This is a genomic window from Flavobacteriales bacterium, assembly GCA_016715895.1.
GTDB lineage: Bacteria > Bacteroidota > Bacteroidia > Flavobacteriales_F > PHOS-HE28 > PHOS-HE28.
This window is the reverse complement of record JADJXH010000004.1, coordinates 1,514,423-1,540,110: the sequence shown is the minus strand read 5'-3', so window position 1 is coordinate 1,540,110 and position 25,688 is coordinate 1,514,423. Positions and strand designations below refer to the sequence as shown.

The following is a 25,688-nucleotide window of genomic DNA, read 5'->3' as shown; positions in this document are numbered from 1 at the left end:
GTACCTTTGGCCCATGCGTTTCACCGCGGAACACGTCGGAAAGGCCGATCTCCTGCGCGCAGGAACGCTTTCGGAGCACCTCGACATCCGGTTCGGCGTGGATGCGGATGGACGCCTCACGGCCTCCATGCCGGTGGACGCCCGCACCGTGCAACCCATGGGCCTGCTCCATGGCGGCGCCACCGCAGCGCTGGCCGAAACGCTGGGCAGCGTCGCTTCCGCCCTCCTTGTGATGCCCGAAGGCCGCCAGGTGGTGGGCATCGAGGTGAACGCCAACCATCTGAAAGGTGTGCGTGAAGGCCGGGTGACCGCCACGGCGGAAGCCCTGCACCTGGGGCGCACCACCCATGTGTGGGACATCCGGGTGCGCAACGCCGCCGGCGCGCTCTGTGCCGTGTGCAGACTGACCAACGTGGTGCTGCCCGCCGCCACCTCAACGCCCTCCGCATGAGCACGACCAGCCCCCTGCACCAGGCCCTCAGTCTTTGCCTCGAACGTCGGTTCACCTTCGCGGCGTTCCGCGTACCCAATGGACCGGTGACCCTGTGGGCGCAACGCAACCCCGAACTGGAGCCCGTGGACGCCGCCTATCTCGGCCGCCTCAACGAGGTCTTCCTGGTGGCGCCGTTCACGTACGATCCCCAGGTCACCTACTTCGTGCGCAATGACGTGGAACTGACCTTCGGCGAGCTGCCCGTGTCGCTGGACCCCCTTCACAGCTGCGTGGGCACACCGGGCACCGGACGCCCGATGCCTCATGATGCCGACCGTTCGGCGTTCGAGGACCTCGTTCGGAGCGCCAAAGCCTCCATCGCCGCAGGCTCCCTGGACAAGGTGGTGGTCTCGCGCACGGTGACCATGCCGCTGGAACGGGCCCACCTGGCCACCTTGTTCGAGGACGCGCTGGACCGCATGCCCCATGCCTTCGTGGCCCTGTTGAACACCGCGGAGCACGGCACCTGGCTGGGTGCATCACCGGAGCGGTTGCTGACGGCCGAGGATGAGCTGGTGGGCCTGGATGCCCTGGCGGGCACACGACCCCGTTCCGATGCCCCTGCCAATGCCGAGGACTGGAGCCCCAAGGAGCGGCGCGAACAGGCGCTCGTGACGCGGGAGATCGTGGGCCGCCTGATCGAGCTCGGCCTGCCGCGGATCGCGCTCCGGGGGCCGCACCCGGTGGAGGCCGGCGGCGTGAGCCACCTGCGCACCGAGGTGGAGGCCGACCTCGGGAACCGCTCGCTCGATGAAGTGCTGGTGGCCGTGCACCCCACCCCCGCCGTGTGCGGGACCCCCCGCCAGGCCGCGAACGCCTTCATCGCCGCCCACGACGGGCCCGAACGCGGCCTGTACACCGGGTTCTGGGGTCCGTGGAACGCGGACGGCCGCACGGAGGTCTTCGTGAACATCCGGTGCCTGGAGGCCTTCGACGAGGCCGTGGCCCTGCACGTGGGCGCCGGGGTCACCGACGGTTCCGAGCCGGAGGCGGAGTGGCGCGAGACCGAAGCGAAGGCGGCGGCGTGGACCGCGGCCATCCGGTCGCTGCACACCGCCCGGGTATCTTCGCCGGCCCGATGACCTCCGACCACTTCGCCGCCGCAGAGCTCGCCCGGCTCTGTGCCGCCAAGGGAGTCCGCCATGCCGTCATCAGCCCCGGTTCGCGCAGCGCGCCACTGGTGATCGCCTTCAACAGGCACCCCGACATCATCTGCCTTCAGCTGATCGATGAACGCAGCGCAGCCTTCTTCGCCCTCGGCATGGCGCAGCAGCTGCACGCGCCCGTGGCCCTCATCTGCACCAGCGGCAGCGCCGTGCTCAACTACGGTCCCGCGATCGCGGAGGCCTTCTACCAACACGTGCCGCTGCTTGTGATCACCGCCGACCGCCCCGAGGAGTGGGTGGACCAGGGCGAAGGCCAGGCCATCCGCCAGCAGGGCGTGCTCGCGCTGCACATGAAGCGCAGCGTGCAGCTGCCACGCCTCACGAGCGACGAGCTCGCCCGCTGGCATTGCGGCCGCCTGATCAACGAGGCCATCGACGCCACGCTGCTGCCCGTGCCCGGCCCGGTGCATGTGAACGTGCCCTTCGCAGAACCACTGTACGGCCAGATGGACGAGGGACAGGCGGGACGCCTGTCCAACTTGATCGCCCCGGTGATGACCGAGCCCTTCATCCTGCCGGACCATGCCCGCTGGCTCATCGGCCAGGTGAGCGCCTGCAGGAAGGTGATGGTGCTCGCCGGACAGGGCGTGTGGAGCGAAGGGCTGAAGGCGCAGTTGAAGCGTCTCGCGTCGCTACCGCAGGTCACCGTGCACACCGAGGCCACCAGCAACCTGGACGACACCGCCTTCATCACATGCATCGACCGCGCGATCGAGGGTGTTCATGCAGCGAACGAGAACGACCTGAAGCCCGACCTGCTGATAACCTTCGGCGGCGCGGTGGTGAGCAAGCGCATCAAGACGCTGTTGCGCAAGTGGCGGCCGCAGCAGCACTGGAACGTGGATGCCGGCCAGCGGCATTACGACACCTACCAGAGCCTCACGCACGACATCGCGGTGAACCCCGAGATCTTCTTCGCGCAGATCATGAACGGGGCGCAGCCCAACGAGAGCATCTACGGCGAGGCCTGGCGCATGGTGGATGAGCGCACACGTGGCCTCCACAACCGCCTGGTGAGCGAGGCGCCCTTCTGCGACCTCACCGTCTTCAACACGCTCATCGACCGGATCCCCGGCGACAGCGATGTGCATGTGGCCAACAGCACGCCGGCCCGTTACGTGCAGCTCTTCGACCGTGTTCGCGGCCTCCGCTGGTTCAGCAACCGCGGCACCAGCGGCATCGACGGCTGCAACAGCACGGCGGTGGGTGCCGCCTTCGCCACGAAGAGGCTCACCACGTTGATCACCGGCGACACCGCCTTCTGCTACGACAGCAACGCGTTCTGGAACAACTGCCTGTCCCCGTTGTTGAACGTGATCGTGATCGACAACGGCGGCGGCAACATCTTCCGATACATCGACGGGCCGGACAAGGACGCTGAACTGCTGCCCTGGTTCGAGGCGCCGCATACACGCAGCATCGAGGCGCTCGTGAAGAGCTTCGACCTGCCCTACTTCCACGCGAGCGACCAGGCTTCCCTCGAGGCCGGACTGGACAAGCTGTACGCGCAGCATGAGCGCCCCGCCGTGCTGCACATCACCACCGACGCGCTCACTTCGCCGAAGGTGCTGCGCAACTACTTCATCCAACTCCGCACGTCATGACCGTTTCGCAGCCCTTGCGTCCGTCGCGTCGCTGCGGTCCACCCGCATTCGCATGAGCACCCGCAACTGGACCCCCATCAAGGAGTACACGGACATCCGATTCGAGTTCTTCGAAGGCATCGCCAAGATCACGATCGACCGGCCGGAGGTGTACAACGCCTTCCGTCCGGACACGAACAAGGAGATGATCGACGCGATGGACATCGCGCGTGAGGACCCGAACATCGGCGTGGTGGTGCTCACGGGTGCGGGCGACAAGGCCTTCTGCAGCGGCGGCGACCAGAACGTGAAAGGGCGGGGCGGCTACATCGGCACCGACGGTGTGCCGCGCCTCAACGTGCTCGACCTGCACAAGCGCATCCGCGAGCTGCCCAAGCCCGTGGTGGCCATGGTGAACGGCTACGCCATCGGCGGGGGACATGTGCTGCACGTGGTGTGCGACCTCACCATCGCCGCGGACCACGCGCGTTTCGGGCAGACCGGCCCCAAGGTGGGCAGCTTCGACGCGGGCTTCGGCAGCAACTACCTGGCCCGCCACGTGGGCCAGAAGAAGGCGCGTGAGATCTGGTTCCTCTGCCTGCAATACACCGCGCTGGAGGCGCTCGACATGGGCATGGTGAACAAGGTGGTGCCGCTGGCCGAGCTGGAAGACACCACGGTGGAATGGTGCAGGATCATGATGCAACGTAGCCCGCTCGCACTGCGCATGATCAAGCGCGGCTTGAACGCGGAGCTCGATGGCCAGCGAGGCTTGATGGAGTTCGCCGGCGATGCAACGCTCATGTACTACCTGATGGACGAGGCGCAGGAGGGCCGCAACGCGTTCCTGGAAAAACGCCCACCGGACTTCCAGAAGTTCCCGAAGTTCCCGTGAAGCACTGGCTCCACGCCTTTCGCCTACGCACCCTGCCCCTGGCGGTGAGCAGCATCATCGTGGGGAGCGCGTTGGCGAGCGACTGGGGCTGGATCAGCTGCCATGCGACCGAACTCAAACCGGTCATACTGGTCCTCGCTTTGTCGACTGCGATCCTCCTCCAGATCCTCAGCAACCTGGCGAACGACCTCGGCGACCACCAGCACGGTACCGACAACCAGGACCGCATAGGTCCGCAGCGGGCCGTGCAGAGCGGGGCGATCACGCCCGCGCAGATGAAGCGCGCGATGATCATCTGCGGCCTGCTGGCCTTCGTGAGCGGCTGCACGCTGATCACGGTGGCACTGGGCCTCACGATGCAGACGCTGCTCTTCCTGCTGCTCGGCCTTGCGGCGATGGGGGCGGCGGTGAAGTACACCTTCGGGAGCAACCCTTACGGCTACGCGGGCCTGGGTGACATCAGCGTGTTCCTGTTCTTTGGTGTGGTGGGTGTGTGTGGTACGTTCTACTTGCATACACGCATGTTCGAGCCTATGGTTCTAGCTCCCGCCATCGCCTTCGGCTTGCTCAGCACCGGTGTGCTCAACGTGAACAACATGCGCGACATCCAGAACGACGCCACGAGCGGCAAGCGGACGCTGGTGGTGCGGATGGGCAGTGCCACTGCGCGCATCTACCACACATCGCTCGTTCTGGGTGCGGTGCTCTGCCTGACCGTCTTCACCGCGTTCCTGAACGCCGGGTGGACCAGCTGGCTCTTTCTTCTGACCACACCTGTGTTCCTGATCCACTTGAAGCGCGTGTGGTCCACTACCGAACCGCGTGACCTCGATCCCCAACTGAAGGTGTTGGCGATGTCCACCTTCCTCACGGCACTCCTCTTCTCGCTGGGCCTTATCCTTGCGTGATGCTGCGCGCCCGCTGGATCGAACGCACCCTGGAGCCCCATTTCGAGCTGGGCACCAGCAAGGGCACCATCACCGCGCGCACCGTGTGGTACCTCATCGCCTGGCATCGCGACCGGCCCGAGGTGCTGGGCATCGGCGAGGCCGCGCTCTTCCCCGGCCACAGCAGGGAGTTCCCCGCCGACGTGCGCACCAAGCTGCTGGAGCTGTGCATGGAGACCAGCGATTGGGAACGCCGGCTGAACGGCGACCTGGTGGACGTGCCCAGTGTGCGCTTCGCCGTGGAACAATGCCTGAAGGACCTGGAGGTGGGCGGCACCAAGACCTTGTTCCCCTCCGCGTTCACGCTCGGCCGCCAGGCCATCCCCATCAATGGACTGGTGTGGATGGGCGACAAGGCCACCATGAAGCAGCGCATCCGCGAGCAGCTCGACGGTGGCTTCACCACGGTGAAAATGAAGATCGGCGCCATCGGCATTGACGACGAATTGGAGCTGCTCGAGGCGGTGCGTGCGGAATACAGTCCCGCGGACATCACCCTGCGCGTCGATGCCAACGGTGCCTTCACGGCGGTGCAGGCCCCGGATGTGCTGAAGCGCCTGGCCGATCTTCAGGTGCACAGCATCGAGCAGCCCGTGCCGCCCGGTCAGTACGAGGTGATGGCCGAGCTCTGCGCGGACACGCCGATCCCCATCGCGCTGGACGAGGACCTCATCGGCCACAACACGCACGACGCCAAGGTGGACCTGTTGGACAATCTGCGTCCGCAGTTCATCGTGATCAAGCCGAGCCTCGTGGGGGGCTGGGCGGCCACGCAGGAGTGGATCGATCGGGCGAAGGCGCGCGGCATCGGCTGGTGGATCACCTCGGCGCTGGAGAGCAGCATCGGCCTCAACGCCATCGCCCAGTACACGGCCACGCTCAACCCCGCCCTCGCCCAGGGCCTCGGCACCGGGAAGGTCTATGCCAACTACATCCCCTCGCCCCTGCTCGCCGAGCGCGGCCTGCTGCGCTACCGGCCGGAGGTGGAGTGGGACCTCAGTTCATTGCGGTGAACCCCTTCACGCGGCTCACGGTGGACGGCACGACGCTTGAGGGCGACGCCCTGCGGCGCTGGGCCGATGCGCTGGTGGCGCGCCATGACGACGATCCGGAGGGTGCACAGGCCCTGCGTGCCACGGTGCTTGAGCTGATGCGCGGCGAAGGGCTCGAGGCCACCACCAGCGGCACCACGGGGCCGCCCAAGCGGATCACCCTGCCGGTGGAGGACCTGGTGGCCAGCGCGGAACTGACCGGACGCGTGTTCGGCCTGGGTGCGGGCGACCGTGTGCTGCACTGCCTGCCCGGCGCCTTCGTCGCCGGCAAGCTGATGCTCGTCCGGGCCTTCGTGCTGGGGCTCGACCTGCATGTCGTCAGCGCGCGCGGCAGCGTGCTGGAGAAGCTCGAGCGGCACGACCGGTTCCGCTTCGCCGCCATGGTGCCGCTGCAGTTGGCGCGCGCCCTGGACGAGGACCGTGCGCGCGTGGAGGACCAGTTCCACACGGTGCTGCTGGGCGGAGGGCCCGTGAGCGAGGCACTGGAGCGCCGCCTGTCCGACCTGCGGACCGAGGTGTTCCTGGGCTATGGCAGCACGGAGACCGTGACCCATGTGGCGGTGCGCCGCCTCAACGGACCGGACGCTTCGCCGGTGTTCACGGCCGTGGGCGATTGCCACTTCGCGCGCGATCCGCGCGGCTGTCTGGTGATCTACACGCCGCACCTCAGCACCTTCCAGCAGGTGACCAACGATCTGGTGGAACTGGTGGACGACACGCACTTCCGCTGGATGGGTCGCCACGACAACGTGATCCTGAGCGGGGGCCGCAAGGTGCATCCCGAACAGCTGGAGGCCCGCACGGCCGCGCTGATCGATGAGCCGCACTACTTCAGCGGCACACCGGACGCGCTGCTCGGCCAGGCCGTGGTGCTGACCATCGAAACGGACCGACCGCAGCAGGAGGTGGTGCCCGCAGTGATGGCCCGGCTGCTGCATGTGCTGCATCCGCACGAGATGCCGCGGCACATCCGCACCCTGCCCCGCCTGGAGCGCACCGTCAGCGGCAAGATCAGGCGTTGAGCCCCTCGTCCTCCGCGGTCTCCTCCTCCATCGGACGCGCCCCGGTGTAGGTGCGCCACTTCGCCAGCACCGCCTCCATGTCGGCGGGCAGCGGGCTCTCGAAGCGCATGCGCGCACCCGTGGCGGGATGATCGAATTCCAGCGTGCGCGCATGCAGCGCCTGGCGGGGCAGCAGCGCGAAGCAGTTCTCCACGAACTGCCGGTACTTGGTGAAGGTGGTGCCCTTCAGCACGCGATCCCCGCCATAGGCCGCATCGCTGAATAGGGGGTGACCGGTCCACTGCATGTGCACCCGGACCTGGTGGGTGCGACCGGTCTCCAGCTTGCACTCCACCAGGGTGACGTAGCGGAATCGTTCGATCACCCGCCAGCGCGTGAGGGCGGGCTTGCCCTGGTCGCCCTCCGGGAAGACGTACTGCACCGTGCGGTCCTTGGGACTGCGGCCGATGTGGGCCTCGATCACGCCCTCGTCCTCCGCGAAGTCGCCCCACACCAGCGCCTGGTACCGGCGGTCGCTCGTGCGCTCGAAGAACTGCCGGGCGAGGTGCGTCAAGGCCTCCTCGTTCTTGCCCACCACCATCACCCCGCTCGTGTCCTTGTCCAGCCGGTGCACCAACCCGGGACGGGGGATCTCCGCACCCGGCACCGCCGGAAGCCGCCCGAAGTGGAACAGCAGCGCGTTCACCAGCGTGCCGGTCCAGTTGCCATGGCCCGGGTGCACCACCAGCCCCGCCGGCTTGTCGATCACCACCACGTGCTCGTCCTCGTACAGCACCTTCAGCGGGATGTCCTCCGGCTGAAGCTCCACCTCCCGCTGGGGGTAGGGCAGCACGATGCTGACGACGTCGCCGGGCTTCACCTTCTGGCTGGGCTTCGCCGGCCGGTCGTTCACGCGCACATTGCCGGCGCGCGCGGCCACCTGGATACGGTTGCGTGAGGTGTTGGCAAGGCGGTCGAAGAGGAACTTGTCCAGCCGCAGCAAGGTCTGCCCCGGATCGCACACGATGCGATGGTGCTCGTAGAGCTCCTGCTCCTCGCCGCCCTCGGGCTCCAACACGTCCGTGCCCGCCATCACCGTTGCACCATCAAGCGGGCATGCCCGAGCACCAGGCCATGGGGATCCACGATCCGGACGATGTAGGGACCGGGCGCCGCCCCGGCCAGGTCGATGGGCGCATCGCTCCGGTACGGCTCGCGAAGCAGCAGGCGTCCGGTGGCGTCCCACAGTTCCACGCTGCCCACGGCCCCGTCCAGGCGCACCCACAGGTCGTTCGCGGCCGGATTGGGCCACAGGCCGAGCTCCTCGTCCGGCGCATCCTCCACCCCGGCGAACGGATCCACATCCGCCACCAACACCGGCCGGATCATCAGCGAACCCTCCTGCGTGGTGTTGGTGAACGAACCCGTGGTGTTGTAGAAGATCCTGGACTGGCTGTTCGTGTTCTTGTCGAAGCCCACGTTCATGAAGGTGGCCGTGGTCTGCACGAAGCCGACGTAAAAGGTGGACGGCACCCAGATGGTGGAATCCAGCGGATACTCCACGAACTTGTTGAGCCCGTGCGGCCTGTAGTCCGGGTCGCTGAAGCTGAAGTTCTGATGGATGATGGTCTCCGGGCTGAGCGAGCTCCAGACCGTGAGGAGGAAGCTGGCGTTCTCCGGGCTGGCCGGGAAGAAGATGGGATCGAAGTAGATCCGCACGGCCCGCAGCGAATCGGCCTGCTGCATGTCGAAGCGCACGGCCACCTTGCCGCCCGGTGCGTTGGTGAGCCCATAGCCCGCCTCCGCACTGCCATCGTCCAGCGCGTAGTAGTTGCTCAGTTCCTGCACGAACCGCATGGTGTCGTTGTAGCGGTTGATGTCCGGGGTGACATCGATGGCGAAGGTGTTGCGCCAGAACGCCGCACCGGTGCTGAGCGACGGATCGTAGGCGAATGGCGCCACCGTGTGCGTGCTTGTGAAGGTGCTGTTCGCGTTGTTGATGATGTTGCTGCCCGCTCCGAAGGTGGCCACCGGCGCTCCGCCATCAAGCCCCGAGCTGGCCTCCCAGGTGATGAAGCGGTCCTGGTCCGCCAGGTTCTTCTGCAGCAGGTCCACCGAGGGCGCCATGAACGCGGCGGGGGTATTGCTGAAGTGCGTGAAGGGCACCGCGGTGTAGGTGTTCAGCAGGGTGTTGCCGGGGTACACCCAGGCCACATCCACCAACAAGGTGTCGTCGTAGGCGCGTTGGCGGGCCAGCCGCACGTAGTCGATGTGCCAGTGGTCCAGCGCACCGCTGCGCGTACCATAGTTCAGGAAGCGGAACCGGAAGTCGGGCTTCAGGAAGCGGAAGTCCGTGATGGGCAGCATCACCTGCTCGAAGGGTGCGAGCGCCGTGTACGGCGTGCTCCACCGGCGGATCCACGCATCGTCGTCCGGCGCGTAGAACTCCAGCACCAGGCTGTCCTGCGTCTGCACCTCCGTGTCGCCGCTCCGCCCCATGGGCTGATGGAAGAAGCTCAGGTAGATGGAATCGCCCGGCGGATAGGCCATGTTGATGGGCACCGAGGTGAGGTGGTCGTTGATGCCGTAGGCGGTGGGTGAGTTGGTGACGTACGGCAGGCCCGTGCGGTCCACGCCGTCGAAGGTGGCCACACCGATGGTGGGGGGATCGATCGGATAGGTGCCGTTGATGTGCGCGTCATCGTCGGCCCATAGGATCAGGGGTACGTCCACCCCGTTCTGTTCGTAGGTGCGCGGGTCGGCCGGCACGGTGTACACCTCCAGCGAATCCTGGAGCAGGTCGGCCGCCGGCACGGCCAGCGTGTCGCTGAACGGATCGGTGAGCGTGTCGTAGATGGTGTAAGGCGGCCAGGCGGACTGCGTGATGGAGGTGGACGGATAGGTCGACAGATCGAAGAGCTCGATGGTGATGAAGGGGTTCGCCTCGCGCCAGGTGCTGTCCACCCCCACCGTGTCCGTGTAAAAATGGAAGGTGGTGTCGGCATAGAAGGCCATGTCCGACGTGGACACGCCGCCCACGGCGATGCGGTACACCACATCGGTGAGCGTGACGCCTGGATCATCGGGCGCGGCGTTGAGGTGGCGCGTGCGGTCAATGGAGAAATCATCCATCAGCGGCAGCTGCTGGGTGGCGTTCTCGTAGATGTAGAACGTGTTCTCCGCGGCACGTTGCAGCGCGCGTTCGTTCTCCGGGCGCGATTGCCCGTTCAGCGGGAAGAGGGCCTCCTGCTGCGCCAGAGTGGTGGTGGCGAGCAGTACGGCGCCAAAGAGGACAAGGTCACGGTTCCGCATCCGGGGCGTTCGGTTCGTGGATGGTGGTATCGGGCAGGTCGCGCAGTGCACCCAGTCCGGCCGTGTCGGTGGTGAGCCAGATGTCCACGAGACCGCCCATGCTGATGCTGTTGCTCTCGGTGGCCTGTGGCGACTGCCTGAACACCCTCGCCAACGTGGAATCCGCACGGGTATTGCAACCTTCACAGACCACCACGGCGCCGAGGTTCAATGAGGCCATGTTGAGGATCGCGGCCACCTCGGCATAGGTCCAGCCGGTGAGGTCCGGAACTGGGACGCGCTCACCACCCTCCCCGCTGCCCAGCACGAGCACGATGGAGGCCCCCCGCTCAATGCCGGTGCCAGCAATGATGGTGCGCGCTTGATGCAACTGGTCCACCACGCAGTCCACGCATGCGTCGGGGCGGTACCGCAGTTCGGCCACCTTCAGGCCCACGATCTCCGCCACGCTGATCGCCTGCCGTTTGCTGAGGTCCACCAGCGCCGGCATGTCGATCAGCTTGGGCCGTGTGGCGTTCACGATCAGGTATACCGTGCGGTCGGGCTTCACCCCGGCCCCGGCATCGGGGTCCTGGTCCACCACGGAGCCCTTCGGTGCCGCATCGGTGTGCACGGAGTCCACCACTTCCACGTGGAGGCCCAGCGGACCGACGGCGGCCTTGGCCTCGGCCACCGAGAGCCGTGCGAGGTCGGGCACCTCCACCACCACGCCATGTCGCGTGTAGTGGCGCACCCAGGACCAGCCGCCCAGGAGGAGCAGGGCGCTGACGAGCACGGGCAGGAGGAACGGCAGGGCGCGGCGCATCGCGAGGGCGCGGCCGTGAGCCGCGCGGAGCGCGGCGAAGATAGCCCTTCAACCCGGGGTGATAAGGCCCCAGCTACCTTCGCCCGCCATGGACCCCCGTCCCCCCATCGCCGTGGTGCGCGGCGGCTATTCCGGCGAATCGGTGATCAGCCACCAGAGCGCGCAGCGCATGCTCTCGGCCATTGACAGCGCCCGCTTCGATCCGTTCTTCGTCACCATCACGCGCGATGGATGGAGCTGCGAGTGTGCTGATGGATCGGCGCTGCCCTTCGACCGCGCCGGCTTCCGCCTGGACCGCGGGAACGGGCTCGAACGCTTCGCCGTGGCCCTCATCGCCATCCATGGCCCGCCCGGTGAGGACGGCAAGTTGCAGGGCTATCTGGACATGCTGGGCGTGCCCTACCAGACCGGCGGGGTGCTGCCCATGGCGCTGAGCTTCAGCAAGTACGGCACCACCGCCCTGCTGCGGCAGCTCGGGTTCCGCGTGTCGCCTTCGGTGCTGTGGCACCGCGACCTGGTGGGCGACCGGCCCGTGCTCCCGGAAGGCATCGGCTATCCGTGCTTCGTGAAGCCCGACGAGAGCGGCAGCAGCCTGGGGGTCACCAAGGTGAAACGGCCTGACGACCTGCCCGCCGCCCTGACGACGGCCTTCCGCGAATGCGCGCGCGTGATGGTGGAGGCCGCGGTGACCGGTCGCGAGCTCACCTGCGGTGTGATCCGGCTCAACGGTCGCGTGCAGGCGCTACCCGTGTGCGAGATCCGCACCCCGCGCGAGTTCTTCGATTACGAGGCCAAGTACCACGCCACCGACACCGAGGAGATCGTGCCCGCCCCCCTCAGCCCGGCCGTGACAGCCCTGGTGCAGCAGCGGTCCGTGGCCATCTACACCGCGCTGGACCTGCGCGGCATGGTGCGGGTGGACCATTTCTGGAGCGGCGGGGAGGAGGCCATGGAGAACGCGCTGGTCACCATCGAGGTGAACACCACACCGGGGTTCAGCGAGGCGAGCATCTTCCCCAAGATGCTGGAGGCGAGCGGACTGGGCGTGCCTGCGGCGGTGAACGGCCTCCTCGAGGAGTGCCTCGACCGGCACTAGCGGCCGCGCAGGTGGTCGAGCAGGGCGGCCGTGGCCCGGGCGCGGTGGCTGATGCGGTTCTTCTCCTCCGACGTCATTTCAGCGAAGCTGCGCTCCTCCCCTTCCGGCGCGAAGAGGGGATCATAGCCGAAGCCGCCCGTGCCCCGCGGAGCCGTAAGGATGCGCCCCTCGACCACGCCGTGGAACAGATGCTCCCTGCCGTCCTCGATGAGGGCGATCACCGTGCGGAAGCGCGCCGTGCGGTCACCGCGCCCCTCCAGGGCATGCAGCAGCTTGCGCATGTTCGCCCGCGGATCACGGTCCTCCCCGGCGTAGCGCGCACTGTGCACGCCCGGAGCACCGTTCAACGCGTCCACCTCCAGGCCGGTGTCATCCGCGATGCAGGGCAGTCCGCAGCGGTCGTGCACCCAGCGGGCCTTCTGCACGGCGTTGGCCTCCAGGGTGTCACCGGTCTCCGGCAGCTCCCCGGTCACGCCCACCTCGTCGGGGCCGAGCACGCGGCAGGTGGAAGGAAGCAGGGCGGCCAGCTCGGCCACCTTGCCCGGATTGCGGGTGCACAGCACAAGTTCCATCGGGCGAAGATGCACATCCCCTGAACGGCCCGACCCGCCCGGTTACCTTTGGCCGCACCAGCTCCTCGCAGTGCCCCTTCGTCGCGCCGTCCACCAGTTCCGCCAGGACCTGCGCCGCATCCGCACCGAAGGCAGCTTCGCCCGGCACTCGTTCCAGGTCTTCTCCGGCAACGCGCTGGCGATGGCCAGCCAGCTGGTTCTGACGCCGCTGCTGGGCCGCATCTACGGACCCGAGGCCTACGGGGTGTACGGCATCTTCATGGCGCTGATGATGAATCTGTCGTACGTGGCGGACATGGGCCTGTCCACCGCCTACGTCCTTCCCCGCGACGAGGAGACCTTCCGCGACCTGTTCCGCATCAACCTCACCACGGCGCTGGGCATCTGCGCCCTGACGGCGATCGCCGCGCTCTTTGCGGAGCACTTCTATGCGCTGGTGCCGAGCTGGAGCGCGCTGGGCGGCTGGGTGCACTTCGTCGGTCCGGCCGCGCTGCTCTACGCGCTCAGCGTCTATTTCACCCAGTGGCTCACCCGCGCCAAGCTCTTCAAGGTGAGCGCCTTCACCGGGGCCACCCTGGACCTCAGCACGCGCCTGTTCAACCTGCTGTACGGCGTGGTGAGCAGCACCCGCGCGCTGGGGCTGATCCTGGGCGATGCCGTCGTGCGCACGGCCATCATCCCCGTGTACGTGCGTCCGCTGATGAAGCATGGCATGCGCGAGGTGTTCACCGGGTGGAACTGGGGCCGCATGCGCAGCACCCTGCGCGAGTACCGCCGCTATCCGCTGATGGTCTTCCCCGAGCGCTGGGTGGCGAGCCTGGGGTTGCAACTGCCGGTGTTCGCGCTCAGCAGCGACCTGGCCGCCGTGGGGCATTTCTCGCTCGGGGCGAGCCTGCTGCTGATCCCGCTGCGCCTCTTCGGGTTCTCCTTCAGCACCGTGTACATGCAGAAGGCCTCTGAACTGAGCGATCGCACCGACGAGCTCCGCCGCATCACGCTCGGCCTGTACAAGCGGCTCTATGGCGTGGGGATCCTGCCCTTCCTGCTGCTGACCTTCTTCGCCGACGCAGCCTTCGCCCTGCTCTTCGGCGGCCCGTGGCGCGACGCGGGCGTGTTCACCGCCTACATGGGGGGGTTCTTCTTCTTCCGCCTGCTGAGCGACCCGATGGTCTCGCTGTTCAACGTGCAGCGCCGCGAGCATGTGAACCTCGTGTTCCAGGTGGTGCTCACCGTGGCCCGTGTGGCGGCCATGGCCGTGGTGGGCTTCATGGGCCTGGGCTCGGGGGCCATCATGCTCAGCTATGCCCTGGTGAGCATGGCGGGCTACATGGTGCTGTCCACGCAACTGCTGTCCTCCGTGGGGCTGGCCGGCCTCCGGATCACGCTGAAGTATGCCGCCCTGCTGGCGGTGGCCGCCGCCGCCATGGCCGCCCTTCGCTTCGTGCTGCTGGGGAGCTGGTTCCCCATCTACGGCGGCTGAGGCCCGTTGAAAGGCGCGTCTATCTTTGGCCACATGGGGCAGTTCGACCCGGAGGCTTACTGGGAAAAGCGTTTGCGCACGAACACCGGGCTCACCGGCGTGGGCTATCTCGGCCTTGGTGAACCGTTCAACCGGTGGATGTACCGGGTGCGCCAGGCGGTCTTCGCCCGTGTGGCCCGCACCCACCTGCCCCGCATCAAAGGCATCGATGTGCTGGACGTCGGCTCCGGTACCGGCCAGTACCTCGACGCGTGGCGATCGCTGGGCGCCGCGCACATCGTGGGCAGCGACCTCACCACCACCGCCGTGGAACGCCTCTCCCAGGCGATGCCGGACGTCCGTGTGCTGCGCATGGACATCAGTGACAGCGCCGCTCTGCCCCAGGAACGTTTCGACGCCATCACCTGCATGGACGTGTTGTTCCATGTGGTGGATGACGCCAGGCTGGAGCAGGCGCTCGCCAACCTGAAGCGGCTGCTCAAGCCGGGCGGCGTGCTCTTCCTCTCGGACATCTTCGTGCACGGGCAGGACCACAAGCAGGAGCACTTCACCACCCGATCGCTGGCCACCTACACCGCGGCCCTGGAGCGGAACGGGCTGCGCGTGGTGCAACGTCATCCCGTGTTCCACCTGCTGAACCGGCCGCTGGACTCCAACTCGCCGCTGCTGCACCGCTGGTGGGGGCTCGTGATGCGTGTGTGCAAGCTGCATCCGGGCCTGGGCGGAGCCCTGGCGGCCGCGGTGTATCCGCTCGAGCTCCTCCTTGTCCGGCTGCGCCGTGAAGGGGTCTCCGCGGAGATCATGGTGTGCGTTCCGCAAGCCTGAGCCCGCATGCACGTCCTGCACATCGTGGGCTGGTATCCCAACCACCTCAAGCCGTTCGAGACGCCGTTCATTGAGCGGCATGTGCGCGCCCTGGACCCGCTGTGCTCGAACACCGTGTGGCAGCTGGATGTGCGACAGGGCGACCGCTGGTCGCTGCATCGCCGCAGCCTGAAGGCGGACCGCACGCTGATCATCAGCACGCCCATGCGGCGGTGGCTGCTGGTGGAATGGATGGCCACCGCGCTCATCCTCTGGGCCTGGCTCACGCGTGATCGCCGGCGGCGCATCGACGTCATCAACTTCCACATCGCCTACCCGAACTGCGCGCGCCTGGGCCTGCTGCGCCGCGTGATGCGCCGGCCGATGGTGATCACCGAGCACTGGAGCATCTACCGGCTCGGCTTCAAGTCGGGGGCCAAGGGCCTGGACCGCATCCGGCGCATCTTCCACCTGGGCGTGCCGCTGATCACCGTGTCGCGGGCGCTCGCGGACGACATCCTCACCTTCGCCGGGCCGCCCCATCCACCCGTGCACGTGGTGGCCAATGCGGTGGACACGGCGCTCTTCAGCCCGGGCGGCGCCAGGCGGGAGCCCGGTCGGTTCTTCGCGATCGCCACCTGGCGCCATCCGAAACGACCGGTGCTGCTGGTGGAGGCCATCGCGTTGTTGCGCGCCCGCGGCCGGGATGCGCGGTTGCGCATCGCCGGCGGGGGCGCCGAGCTTCCGGCCATCGAGGAGGCCATCGTGCGCACCGGGATGGAGGACCACGTGACCCTCATCGGACAGGCCGCGCCGGAAGCCGCTGCGGAGGAGATGCGACGGTCCCATGCCCTTCTACATGCCACCGACTACGAGACCTTCTCGGCCGTGTGCGCCGAGGCGCTCTGCTGCGGCACACCCGTGGTGGCCTCGCTCGTGGGCGGCATTCGCGAATACCTCACCCCGGCGCTGGGCCTTCCCATGCCCGAGAACAACCCCGAGGCCTGGGCCGCGGCCATCGACCGCGACTGGGACCGCCTGCTGGCCCTGGACCCCGCCGTGCTTGCGGGAACCATCAGACCCCTGGTGGACGCGCGATCGGTGGCCGAACGGTATGCGACCGTGCTGCGGTCCGTGGCCGGGCATCACGGAACGAACGCGACCCCGCGATGAAGGTCCTGTTCATCACCCATCAGTTCCCGCCGCTCAACATCGGCGGTTCGCACCGTCCGTTCAAGTTCGTGAAGCACCTGCACCGCTCGGGCATCACCCCGGTGGTGATCACCCCCGAGCCTGCCGCGCATCGCGGGGCCGCACTGGACAAGGAGGTGGCCGGGCTCGATGGGCATGCCGTGATCATCCGCACGGCGGTGGACCCGCCCACCTGGATGGACCGGATCCGCGGCTCGTACTACCTGAACACGCTCGATCCCGAGGGGCGGCGCTGGCGGCGGCATCTGCTGGCCGCTGCAGAGCAGGCCGCCCGTGATCACGACCTGAAGGCCGTGATCATCTCCATCCCCCCGTTCAGCACCGGCGCACTCGGGGTGGAGGTGGCCCGCCACCTGAAGCTGCCGCTGCTGGTGGACCTGCGGGATGCGTGGAGCCTCTGGCTGATCACCCCCTACGTGAGCCGCCTGCACTTCCTCTGGCGCAAAGCGCACGAGCGGCGCGTATTGCGGGCGGCCGACGCCATCACCGTCACCTCCCCGCAGACCATCGCCGACCTGCAGGCCCTGCACCCCATGGTGCCGGCCGAGCGCTTCCATCTGGTGACCAACGGCTACGACCAGCCCCCGCCGGTGGTGCCGGACGGGATCCAGCTGCCGCCCGCCACACCGCAGCGACCGTTCACCATCGGCTATGTCGGCAGCTTCTACTACACGCCCTATCAGCGCGATCTGATGTTCAAGCCCTGGTGGCGCAAGAAGCCGTGGCAGTGGCCGCAGTACGCCCCACGACGGGAGGACTGGCGCTACCGGTCGCCCTGGGCCTTCTTCAGCGCGCTGCAGGAACTGCGGAGGCGCCGACCGGACCTCTATGACCTCCTCCATGTCGAGTTCGTCGGCGACGTGCCGGGCTGGCTCACCGACATGGTGAAGGAGCACGGCCTGGAAGGCAAGGTGAAGCTGCACGGGCGCGTGGACCACGACGCTTCCATCCGGTTCCAGGCCTCCTGTGACGCCCTGCTGATCACGTCCTCCAAGGTGGTGGGGGGACGGGACTACAGCATCGCGGGCAAGACGTTCGAGTACGTCGCCCAGGTGAAGCCGATGCTGGCCTTCGTGTGCGAAGGCGCCCAGCGCGACCTGCTCGCGCGCACCGGGCTCTCCATCGACTGCCCGCCGGACGATCCAGCGACCGCGGCGGAGCGCATCATCGAACTGCTCGAGGGCCGGTGCGTGCTGAGGCCCGACAGGGCATTCATCCTGGACCTGCACATCGAGCGCATCGCGGCACGCTTCGCGCGCATCGTGCAACGCATCGCCCTTCCATGACCGCACGCAAGGGACCGATCGTCAGCATCGTGATGCCCGCGTACAACGTGGAGCGCTACATCGGCGAGGCGGTGCGCTCGGTGCTGGAACAGACCCTGACCGACTGGGAACTGATCATCGTGGACGACGGCAGCACGGATGGGACCGCTACGCTCATCAAGGACCTTCGAGACCCGCGCATCACCATCATGCACAAATCCAACGGGGGCATCGGGAGCGCGCGGAACATGGCGCTTGACGTGGCCCGCGGCACCTACCTCTGCTTCCTGGACGCCGACGATGTGCTGCCTCCCCGGAGCCTGGAGGCACGCGTGGCCGAGTTCCGCAGGGATCCCGCTCTGGGCATGGTGGACGGCCGGGTGCGGGTGATGGACGCCCGATTGGAGAACGAGCTTCGTGTGTTCATGCCGAAGCACACGGACAATGTGTTCCATGAGCTCGTCACCTTCAGCGGCCGCTGCTTCATGGGTCCGAGCTGGATGCTGCGCTGGGAGCTTGATCGGAGGCTCCGTTTCGAGGAGGGCATCACGCACGCGGAGGACCTGTTCTACTTCCTCTGTTTCTGCAAGGGCAGGCGGTACGGGTTCACCACGGAGAACATCCTGCTCTACCGGCGCACGGGGCACAGCTCGATGACCACCAACCTGGAAGGCATGGAGCGTTCCATGATCTGGATCGGTCGGGAACTGCGTCGCAGGGGCCTCGCCTCGGCTGCGGAACTGATGACCTACGCGATCAAGCGCAAGCGGATGATGGCCGGCTCGTACCGGCAGCGGGGTCGATACCTGAGCGCGGTGCTGGCCCTGTTGCGCTGAGCCCGGTCACTTCACGGCCTCCACGTACAGCGATTCACGGCTCCGCACCTCCGAATCGTTGATCAGGGCCGGATCGTGGCCCTGCTTGTAGGCCATCCGCTCCACGTTCCGGAAGCCGCTCCGCTCCAGCAGCAGCCGCATGGTCTCCAGGTCGTAGATGAACTGATGACCATGATTGCGGAACACGCCGTTGATGCACTGCATCATCGTGTCGTAGCCGTCCTCGTGCGGCATGCGCCGCGAACCGCCGTTCCTGCGGTCCTTGTAGATGTCGATCAGCATCTCGCCATCGGGGACCACGATGCGCACGCGCCCCCCGGGCCTGAGCATGCGATGGAACTCACGCAGGTTCCGCTCGCAGGCCTCCAGCGGGATGTGCTCCAGGCAGTGCTCCGTGTAGATGCCGTCGAAGCGCGCATCGGGGAACGGATAGGCCTGTCGAACGATATCCCAACAGACGTCGATGCCCGGGTTCCAGATGTAGTCCAGATTGACGAACTCCGCATGGGTGTTGGTGCCACAGCCCACATCGAGGAAGCGTTTACCGGCCGGGACACGGCGCACCTGCCATCCGGCGTTGCGGATGAGCGCCGAAATGGTGAGCTGCACCTTGTACCGGTCGATGAGCCTGCGGCGGGCGTTCGCCATATGGAGCGGGATTCGTTGCGTGCCGGACGGCCGGGAGGCCACGCTGCGGCCAAAGATAGCCGCGGCGCGATGCGCATCACGGACCCGGCCTCCGCGGTGGAACGGGGATCAGCCGGGCGAGCAGGTCCACCATGTGACCGGTATCGCGCAGGCGCATGGCCACCTCCACGCAACGTGCACGCCACATGTCCTCCGGCGTGGAGCGAAGACGGGCGAGGCCGGCCCTGAGGTCCTCCTCCGTCATGGTCGGAAGATCGCGCACCACGATGCCGACGGCTTCATCCCGCGCGATCCACCAGTCATCGGCCACGCCTTCGGGGATCAGGATCGGCACGCCCGCCGCCCAATACAGGGCGGTCTTCACCGGCGACCGGAAGCGCTGGGACGGGGTGGGCGGCACGGCGATGACGCCCAGGTCGGCCGCCGAGAGGTATGGACGCAAGTCCTCGGGCGCCATGGGCCCCAGCACGGTGGTGCGGGCCTCCACGTCGGACCAGCCCGGTGCCTGGAGCAACGCGGCCCGGTGCTCCTCATGGGTGATGATGAGGTGATGCACCGTGGGATCGGCCGCGCACGCGGTGCGCATGAAGGCCACGTACTCCGCCTCGCTGTAGTAGATGCCCTGGAACTTGCCGATGTAGAGCAGCACCGTGCGGCCCTCCAGCGCAAGGCGACGACGGACCTCCGCGCCGGCGGCGGGGTTCCGAGCGTTCGCCGGCACATCGATGGTGACGGCCTGCAGGTGCATCTCCACATCGGGGCGGATGGCGCGCACATGCTCCATCACCGCCGTCGCCGGCGCCACGATCACATCGGCCTTCCGGACCTCGAGGTCCTCGGACCAGCGCACCACGCGGTACTTCATCGACCGCTCGGACCACAACCCCAGCTCGCGCATGTACTGGCTGTGCGGCTCGAAATTGACCACCACCAGACGCTGGAAGCCGAAGGGCCGCACCAGCGTGGCATAGGCGCTGGCCATGGACAGGAAGCCCACCACCGTGCGCTCCGCATAGCCGCGCGTGAACCGCCAGGACCACCAGGCCAGCCGGGCGATGTTGCGGATGCGCTGCAGGAACTGCGCGCCCTTGATATCGTAGCGGAGCGGCCGCCACGTGATGCGTGCACGGCGCATCCGTTCGGCCAGCCCGGGCTCCAGCATCGTGGGGCCCGGCTCCTCGGTCACGAGCAGGATGTCCGGTCCCCCGCCCCGCTCCTGCAGCCGCAGTGCATAGTCCAGCATCAGTGTGGACATCAGCGGATCGCGGATGCTCTGGATGCTGACCACCAGCGCGCAGGCCCGGTTCCCTGATGCCTTCCTCATGCCCGTTGTACGGTGCGCTTCCGTTTGGCCAGCGCCTCCTTGTTCATCAATCCCTCGGCCCCGGTCTCGCCCGTGCGGTACTTCTTGAGGTCGAACACCCGGTTGTGCATCTTCGCCCACAGCCGTTCGCGGTTCAGGTAGCCGATGATGAAAAGGGCGGAGACCATCAGCGGGATCAGCGGGATCTTGAAGCGGACCAGGGCGCCGAAGTTCGGGGTGGAGATGCCGATCGCGAAGCCGAAGAGCAGGGTGAACACGAAGCACATCAGCACCACCGGGTTGCCCCCCACGCAGCGCAGGAAGAACAGCACCCTGGTGCGCCAGAGCATCAACACCGTCAGGCCGAGCAGCCACATGTTCTCCAATGCGCTGAGGGCCACCACCACCGAGCGGGACTCCCAGAGGTAGGGACGGAACAGCGCCGCATTGGTGGCCACGGGGAACTTGGAGAGCAGGCTGCCCAGGGTGCCGTCCATCGGTCCCACATCGAAGTAGTTGCTGCCATATTGTTCGGCCCGCGACATGTCCGTCTGCAGCACCATCACGGTATCCACCACCTTGTCCAGGGAGAACTTGTCCAGGTTGTCCCCGAGCCAGCTGAGCACCGTCACCGAGAGCACAAGCATGGTGGCCAGGGCGAGGGGGAGCACCACGAAGCGGATCAGCGCGTTCTTCATGCGCGCCACCCGGTTGAACATCAGCCAGATCATCGACACCGGGAAGATGGACATGAAGATGTACGGCTTCATCACCACGAGGATGATGGCCGCCAGCACCATGCCGATGAAGTTGCCGGCCATCGACCTTCGCTTGAAGAAGAACTGCACGAAGCAGTGGATCCACCAGCACACCGCGCTCATGGTGAAGGTGTCCTTCATGATGCCCGACCCCCAGAACACCACCGAGGGCATGTACAGGAAGGCCACGGCGAACTTGTCCGTCAGCGACGGGAACATGGCCACGAACGTGCGGAAGCACTTCCAGATGCCCACATAGGACATGCTGGCCAGCAGCACCGTGGTGATGAGGTAGCTGTTGAAGGTGATGATCACCAGCGGGCTGATCAACCGGATGACGAAGTAGGCCCGGGGGTCGAAGTACATGTAGCCGTACGGATAGCCCGTCTCCATGCTGAACCGGGCCAGGTTCTCCGGGCTGTTCGGGCCGGTCACGATGTCGAAGTACGTCATCGGGTCCAGCTTGAACATGTTGCTCATCGCCACCGCCGAGTAGAAGTACATGATCGTGTCCCCCCCCTTGTAGTAGTAGAAGTAGATGAGGCTGAACCCCAGCCCGCCGATCATCTTGGCGAAGAAGCCCCAGAGCAGATGCTTGTACTCGGGATGCTTCTTGATGGCCATCGTCTTGGCCCGCGAGAAGTAGACATAGATCACCACCAGGTAGATGGACCCCACCAGGTACTCCCAGTAGGAGATGTCCACATCGCCGTAGTAGTAGATCCACACCAACGACATGCGCCAAAGGTCGGCATTGGCCCTGCATGCCATCCGCCCCACGGAGCGAGCGCCGATCGGGTGCTACGTTTGCGCCCATGCCCAAGCGCGGCCCACGCCCCTGTCCCGTCTGCGGGGCCATCGATCACCGGCCGATCGTCGAGCGCGCGAAGGACCATCTGGTGCGTTGCGGGGCCTGCGGCATGGTGTTCACCGGGCTGGAGCCCACCATGGAGGAGCTCGCCGCCTACTACGGCGACTATCCGGTGCATGAGCACCTCTCCCCGGTCACCATCAAGCGATACGATGAACTGGTGGAGGCCTTCGCCCGCTACCGGCGCACCGGGCGCATGCTTGATGTGGGTTGCGGGGCCGGCATCTTCCTGGAGCGCGCCCGCCTGAAAGGCTGGGAGGTGCATGGCACGGAGTTCGGCCAGCGGGCGCTCGCCTCGTGCCGCTCCCGCGGCATCGCCATCATTGAAGGTCCGCTCGACCCTGCGAACTATCCGGCGGCCTCCTTCGACGTGGTCTGCTCCTTCGAGGTGATGGAGCACCTCACCGACCCCGGTGCGGAGCTGCGGCGCATGGCATCCCTGCTGCGGCCCGGTGGCGCGGTGTACATCACCACGCCCAACTACCGCTCGACAGGCCGCTTCCTCGCGGGCCGCGCCTGGAACGTAGTGAACTACCCCGAGCACCTCAACTACTTCACGCCGCGCACCCTCACCCGGCTCGCCGAACGGTGCGGCCTGCGCCCGCGATGGGTGCGCACCACCGGGGTGAGCATCCAGCGCGTGCTCACCCGCGGGTCCCAGGACCCCTCGCGCCGCAGGAGCGCCTCGGCCGTGCAGGAGGACCTGCGCGAACGCCTGGAGCGCAACGTCCTCAACCGTGCCGTGAAGCGGCTGGCCGATCGGACGCTCGATCTGCTGAAGGTGGGCGACACGATCAAGGCCGTCTACGAGCGGCCGCCTCAGTGATGGTAGCCGCTTCCGCGCAGGATCTCCGACGCACGGTACAGCTGCTCGGCCAGCACCAGCCGCACCATCTGGTGGGTGAAGGTCATGGGCGAAAGGGCGATGACCTGCGAGGCGCGGGCGCGCAGGCGGTCATCCACCCCGTAGGCTCCGCCGATGACGAAGGCCACCTGGCGTGTTCCCTGGTCGCGCCAACGTCCCAGGCGCGTGGCGAACGCCGTGGAGCCGAGGGCCTCGCCGCGTTCGTCGAGCAGCACCACAAGGCTGTCCTTCTCCAGGGCTTTCAACAACCGGTCGGTGCCCTCGCGCCGTTTCCGTTCCGGATCGGTGCCGGGCGGATCGGCCACCACCACCTGCTCCACCGGGAACGACCGCTGGAGCCGGCCGAGCATCTCTTCGAAGGCGTCGGTGACCGGACCGGGCGCGTTGCGGCCCACCATGACCATACGGATGCGCATGCCGCGGATGTTGACAAGTACGACGGCCCGAAGATGCCACACTGGCCCGATGTTTGCGAAATTGGCCGCATCATCCTGAACCGCCGGACATGTTGAAGCACCTTTCCCTGGCCCTTGCGATCGCCGTGCACGCCCTGCCCGGGCTGGCACAGGACGCCGTGAAGGACCGTGTGGTGGCCGCCCTCGGCACAGGCAACTCCAAGGAGCTGGCCCAGCACTTCATCCCCAACATCGACCTCACGGTGGGGGGCTCCAGCGACGTGTACAGCAAGGCCCAGGCCGAGCAGATCCTGCGGCGCTTCTTCGATGAGAACCCGCCCGTGGGCATGGTGGTGGAGCACCAGGGCCAGAGCAAGCTGGGCGATCAGTACTACATCGGCATCCTGCGCACCCGCACCGGCCATTTCCGCGTGACCTTCTTCCTGAAACGCACCAACGACCTGCTGCAGGTCAAGCAGTTGCGCATCGAGGCGGGCCGAAGCGACCACTGACCGTGCTCCCTCCAGGAACCGACGCCCTGATCGCCGCGGCCCTCGCGGAGGACATCGGTGACGGCGACCATACCACGCGCAGCACCATCCCCCCCGGGGCCCGTGGAGGGATGCGGCTGTTGGTGAAGCAGGACGGTGTGCTCGCCGGGGTCGAACTGGCCCGCGCCATCTGTGCCAGGGCCCACCCCGACCTGCACCTGCGCCCCCTGCTGGAGGACGGTGCCCACGTGAAGGCCGGCGATGTGGCCTTCACCCTCTCCGGACCGGTGCATGCCCTGCTCTCCACCGAGCGTGTGCTCCTCAACTTCATGCAACGCCTCAGCGGCATCGCCACCCTCACCCGCCGTTTCGTGGACGCCCTGGAGGGCACCGGATGCCGCGTGCTGGACACACGCAAGACCACCCCCACCCTGCGCGCCCTGGAAAAGTGGGCCGTGCGCATCGGGGGCGGTGAGAACCACCGGCACGGCCTGTACGACATGATCCTCATCAAGGACAACCATGTGGACTTCGCGGGTGGGATCGGCCCCGCGCTGGGGGCGGCGCGCGACTACCTGCATCTGCATGCGCTGGCGATCCCCATCGAGGTGGAGGCCCGCACGCTCCGCGAAGTGGAGGAGATCCTGGCCCATGGCGGTGCCGACCGCATCATGCTGGACAACTTCGGGACCGACGACCTGCGCGCCGCCGTCGCACGCATTGCGGGACGCCACCGGACCGAGGCCTCCGGCGGCATCACCCTCACCAATGCCCGGGCCTACGCCGATTGCGGCGTGGACTTCATCTCCGTGGGGGCGCTCACCCACAGCGCCACCAGCCTCGACCTGAGCCTCAAAGCCCTCTGACCCGCCATGGTGGAGCGCCTCAAACGGAAGCTCCTGTTCTCGCGGCCCTTCCGCGAGCTGGTGCGCTGGGCCAAGCGCGTGCGCCTGCCCGGCTTCGGTGGTTTCAGCCTCTACGCCATCTCGCGCTTCTTCTTCCTGGCCCTGGCCACCGGCCGCCTGGAAACCCGCGCCTCCGCCATCGCCTTCAAGCTGTTCGTCGCCTTCTTCCCCGCGGTGATCGTGCTCCTCACCCTCATCCCCTTCATCCCCATCGCCGACTTCCAGGTGAAGCTGCTCGCCACCTTCCAGGAGATGCTCCCGCTGGAGGTCTACCGGTTCATCGAGGGCACCCTGCACGACCTCGTGGTGAAGAAGCACGGCACCCTGCTCTCGGTGAGCTTCGTGGTGGGCGTCTACCTCGCCAGCAACAGCATCGATGCCATCCTCCACGGCTTCAGCGGCAGCACCAACCTCACCCACTGGCACAGCGCCCTCAAGCAGCGGCTGCTGAGCCTCGGCCTGCTGCTCGCCCTCACCATCCTGGTGGTGATCGCCATCCCGGTGCTCACCTTCAGCAACACGGTGATCGCCTGGCTGGAAACGCACGGCCTGGTCACCGGATGGTTCGAGGTGGCCGGGCTCTTCGCCGCCAAATGGGGCATCAGCACCCTGCTCGTGCTCACCATGATCGCCCTGCTGTACAACGCCGGCGACCCCACCAGCAGGCGCTTCCGCCTGATCACCCCCGGCGCCATCCTGGCCCTTGTCCTCATCCTGGTCCTCTCGCAGGCCCTGGCCTTCATCTTCGGCAACATCACCGACTACAACGCCCTCTATGGCTCCATCGGCGCCATCCTCGCGGTGCAGTTCTGGATCTACCTCAACATGATCGCCCTGCTGGTGGGCTACGAGCTCAACATCAGCATCTCGCGCGCCCGGCACGTGCACAGCACGGAACTGCGGCCTGTCCGCCGTCCCTGAGCGATCCGGTAC

General features: G+C 67.1%; 25 protein-coding genes. 17 read left to right on the top strand and 8 right to left on the bottom strand.

What is annotated here, in order from left to right; all coding sequences use genetic code 11:
- Positions 1-13: 13 nt before the first annotated feature.
- The 7 genes from IPM49_15370 to IPM49_15340 are packed head-to-tail and all read left to right on the top strand — an operon-like array spanning position 14 to position 7,158.
- Positions 14-451 carry a hotdog fold thioesterase gene (locus IPM49_15370; protein ID MBK9275901.1) on the top strand — a complete coding sequence of 146 codons (438 nt, stop codon included), beginning with the start codon at positions 14-16 and terminating at the stop codon, positions 449-451.
- Positions 448-1,575, top strand: a complete 1,128-nt coding sequence (locus IPM49_15365; GenBank protein MBK9275900.1) for a chorismate-binding protein — start codon at positions 448-450, stop codon at positions 1,573-1,575. The genes IPM49_15370 and IPM49_15365 overlap by 4 nt, the downstream gene beginning before the upstream one ends.
- Positions 1,572-3,263 carry a 2-succinyl-5-enolpyruvyl-6-hydroxy-3-cyclohexene-1-carboxylic-acid synthase gene (gene menD / locus IPM49_15360; GenBank protein ID MBK9275899.1) on the top strand — a complete coding sequence of 564 codons (1,692 nt, stop codon included), beginning with the start codon at positions 1,572-1,574 and terminating at the stop codon, positions 3,261-3,263. The genes IPM49_15365 and menD overlap by 4 nt, the downstream gene beginning before the upstream one ends.
- A gap of 52 nt (positions 3,264-3,315) precedes the next feature.
- On the top strand, positions 3,316-4,137 hold the full coding sequence (menB, locus tag IPM49_15355) for a 1,4-dihydroxy-2-naphthoyl-CoA synthase (protein MBK9275898.1): 822 nt from the start codon (positions 3,316-3,318) through the stop codon (positions 4,135-4,137).
- Complete coding sequence (locus IPM49_15350; protein ID MBK9275897.1) at positions 4,134-5,045, top strand: 1,4-dihydroxy-2-naphthoate polyprenyltransferase; 912 nt, start codon at positions 4,134-4,136, stop codon at positions 5,043-5,045. The genes menB and IPM49_15350 overlap by 4 nt, the downstream gene beginning before the upstream one ends.
- A 2-nt stretch (positions 5,046-5,047) precedes the next feature.
- A complete protein-coding gene (locus IPM49_15345; protein MBK9275896.1) occupies positions 5,048-6,097 on the top strand; it encodes an o-succinylbenzoate synthase in 1,050 nt (349 codons plus the stop codon).
- Positions 6,094-7,158 carry an AMP-binding protein gene (locus IPM49_15340; protein MBK9275895.1) on the top strand — a complete coding sequence of 355 codons (1,065 nt, stop codon included), beginning with the start codon at positions 6,094-6,096 and terminating at the stop codon, positions 7,156-7,158. Before IPM49_15345 ends, IPM49_15340 begins: the two co-directional genes overlap by 4 nt.
- Here IPM49_15340 and IPM49_15335 read toward each other — a convergent pair.
- Genes IPM49_15335 through IPM49_15325 form a run of 3 tightly spaced genes read right to left on the bottom strand, consistent with a single transcriptional unit; the run spans position 7,148 to position 11,254 of the window.
- On the bottom strand, positions 7,148-8,230 hold the full coding sequence (locus IPM49_15335; GenBank protein ID MBK9275894.1) for an RluA family pseudouridine synthase: 1,083 nt from the start codon (positions 8,228-8,230) through the stop codon (positions 7,148-7,150). The genes IPM49_15340 and IPM49_15335 overlap by 11 nt on opposite strands.
- Entirely contained in the window at positions 8,230-10,449 is a 2,220-nt protein-coding gene (locus IPM49_15330) for a T9SS type A sorting domain-containing protein (GenBank protein ID MBK9275893.1), read from the bottom strand. Before IPM49_15330 ends, IPM49_15335 begins: the two co-directional genes overlap by 1 nt.
- The gene (locus tag IPM49_15325; protein ID MBK9275892.1) at positions 10,436-11,254 is read right to left on the bottom strand and encodes a PASTA domain-containing protein; all 819 of its coding nucleotides are present in this window, start codon (positions 11,252-11,254) and stop codon (positions 10,436-10,438) included. Before IPM49_15325 ends, IPM49_15330 begins: the two co-directional genes overlap by 14 nt.
- Before the next feature lie 88 nt (positions 11,255-11,342).
- On the opposite strand from IPM49_15325, the gene IPM49_15320 reads away from it, so the two are divergent.
- Positions 11,343-12,350: a D-alanine--D-alanine ligase gene (locus IPM49_15320; protein ID MBK9275891.1), complete on the top strand. Its 1,008-nt coding sequence runs from the start codon at positions 11,343-11,345 to the stop codon at positions 12,348-12,350.
- Here IPM49_15320 and rdgB read toward each other — a convergent pair.
- Positions 12,347-12,922 carry an RdgB/HAM1 family non-canonical purine NTP pyrophosphatase gene (gene rdgB / locus IPM49_15315; GenBank protein ID MBK9275890.1) on the bottom strand — a complete coding sequence of 192 codons (576 nt, stop codon included), beginning with the start codon at positions 12,920-12,922 and terminating at the stop codon, positions 12,347-12,349. The two genes, IPM49_15320 and rdgB, sit on opposite strands and share 4 nt — an antisense overlap.
- Before the next feature lie 70 nt (positions 12,923-12,992).
- Here rdgB and IPM49_15310 point away from each other — a divergent pair, with 70 nt between their 5' ends.
- Genes IPM49_15310 through IPM49_15290 form a run of 5 tightly spaced genes read left to right on the top strand, consistent with a single transcriptional unit; the run spans position 12,993 to position 18,519 of the window.
- Positions 12,993-14,402, top strand: a complete 1,410-nt coding sequence (locus tag IPM49_15310) for a lipopolysaccharide biosynthesis protein (GenBank protein ID MBK9275889.1) — start codon at positions 12,993-12,995, stop codon at positions 14,400-14,402.
- A gap of 33 nt (positions 14,403-14,435) precedes the next feature.
- A complete protein-coding gene (locus IPM49_15305) occupies positions 14,436-15,227 on the top strand; it encodes a class I SAM-dependent methyltransferase (protein MBK9275888.1) in 792 nt (263 codons plus the stop codon).
- A gap of 6 nt (positions 15,228-15,233) precedes the next feature.
- Positions 15,234-16,379 carry a glycosyltransferase gene (locus IPM49_15300; GenBank protein ID MBK9275887.1) on the top strand — a complete coding sequence of 382 codons (1,146 nt, stop codon included), beginning with the start codon at positions 15,234-15,236 and terminating at the stop codon, positions 16,377-16,379.
- Positions 16,376-17,704, top strand: a complete 1,329-nt coding sequence (locus tag IPM49_15295; GenBank protein ID MBK9275886.1) for a glycosyltransferase — start codon at positions 16,376-16,378, stop codon at positions 17,702-17,704. Before IPM49_15300 ends, IPM49_15295 begins: the two co-directional genes overlap by 4 nt.
- Positions 17,701-18,519 carry a glycosyltransferase family 2 protein gene (locus IPM49_15290; protein MBK9275885.1) on the top strand — a complete coding sequence of 273 codons (819 nt, stop codon included), beginning with the start codon at positions 17,701-17,703 and terminating at the stop codon, positions 18,517-18,519. Before IPM49_15295 ends, IPM49_15290 begins: the two co-directional genes overlap by 4 nt.
- A 6-nt stretch (positions 18,520-18,525) precedes the next feature.
- Here IPM49_15290 and IPM49_15285 read toward each other — a convergent pair whose 3' ends face one another.
- From IPM49_15285 to IPM49_15275, 3 genes are all read right to left on the bottom strand, one after another.
- Positions 18,526-19,167 carry a methyltransferase domain-containing protein gene (locus IPM49_15285; GenBank protein MBK9275884.1) on the bottom strand — a complete coding sequence of 214 codons (642 nt, stop codon included), beginning with the start codon at positions 19,165-19,167 and terminating at the stop codon, positions 18,526-18,528.
- A 76-nt stretch (positions 19,168-19,243) separates the two neighbouring features.
- The gene (locus IPM49_15280; protein MBK9275883.1) at positions 19,244-20,491 is read right to left on the bottom strand and encodes a hypothetical protein; all 1,248 of its coding nucleotides are present in this window, start codon (positions 20,489-20,491) and stop codon (positions 19,244-19,246) included.
- Positions 20,488-21,966 carry a hypothetical protein gene (locus IPM49_15275; protein MBK9275882.1) on the bottom strand — a complete coding sequence of 493 codons (1,479 nt, stop codon included), beginning with the start codon at positions 21,964-21,966 and terminating at the stop codon, positions 20,488-20,490. The genes IPM49_15280 and IPM49_15275 overlap by 4 nt, the downstream gene beginning before the upstream one ends.
- A 77-nt stretch (positions 21,967-22,043) precedes the next feature.
- Here IPM49_15275 and IPM49_15270 point away from each other — a divergent pair, with 77 nt between their 5' ends.
- Positions 22,044-22,925, top strand: coding sequence for a class I SAM-dependent methyltransferase (locus IPM49_15270; protein ID MBK9275881.1), 882 nt, complete (start codon positions 22,044-22,046; stop codon positions 22,923-22,925).
- Here IPM49_15270 and IPM49_15265 read toward each other — a convergent pair.
- Positions 22,919-23,380 (bottom strand): 23S rRNA (pseudouridine(1915)-N(3))-methyltransferase RlmH, encoded by a 462-nt coding sequence (locus tag IPM49_15265; GenBank protein MBK9275880.1) that lies wholly within the window; start codon positions 23,378-23,380, stop codon positions 22,919-22,921. The two genes, IPM49_15270 and IPM49_15265, sit on opposite strands and share 7 nt — an antisense overlap.
- Before the next feature lie 89 nt (positions 23,381-23,469).
- On the opposite strand from IPM49_15265, the gene IPM49_15260 reads away from it, so the two are divergent.
- The 3 genes from IPM49_15260 to IPM49_15250 are packed head-to-tail and all read left to right on the top strand — an operon-like array spanning position 23,470 to position 25,676.
- Entirely contained in the window at positions 23,470-23,871 is a 402-nt protein-coding gene (locus IPM49_15260; GenBank protein ID MBK9275879.1) for a DUF4783 domain-containing protein, read from the top strand.
- Positions 23,868-24,716: a carboxylating nicotinate-nucleotide diphosphorylase gene (nadC, locus tag IPM49_15255; GenBank protein ID MBK9275878.1), complete on the top strand. Its 849-nt coding sequence runs from the start codon at positions 23,868-23,870 to the stop codon at positions 24,714-24,716. The genes IPM49_15260 and nadC overlap by 4 nt, the downstream gene beginning before the upstream one ends.
- A 6-nt stretch (positions 24,717-24,722) precedes the next feature.
- Positions 24,723-25,676: a YihY/virulence factor BrkB family protein gene (locus IPM49_15250; GenBank protein ID MBK9275877.1), complete on the top strand. Its 954-nt coding sequence runs from the start codon at positions 24,723-24,725 to the stop codon at positions 25,674-25,676.
- Positions 25,677-25,688 lie beyond the last annotated feature (12 nt).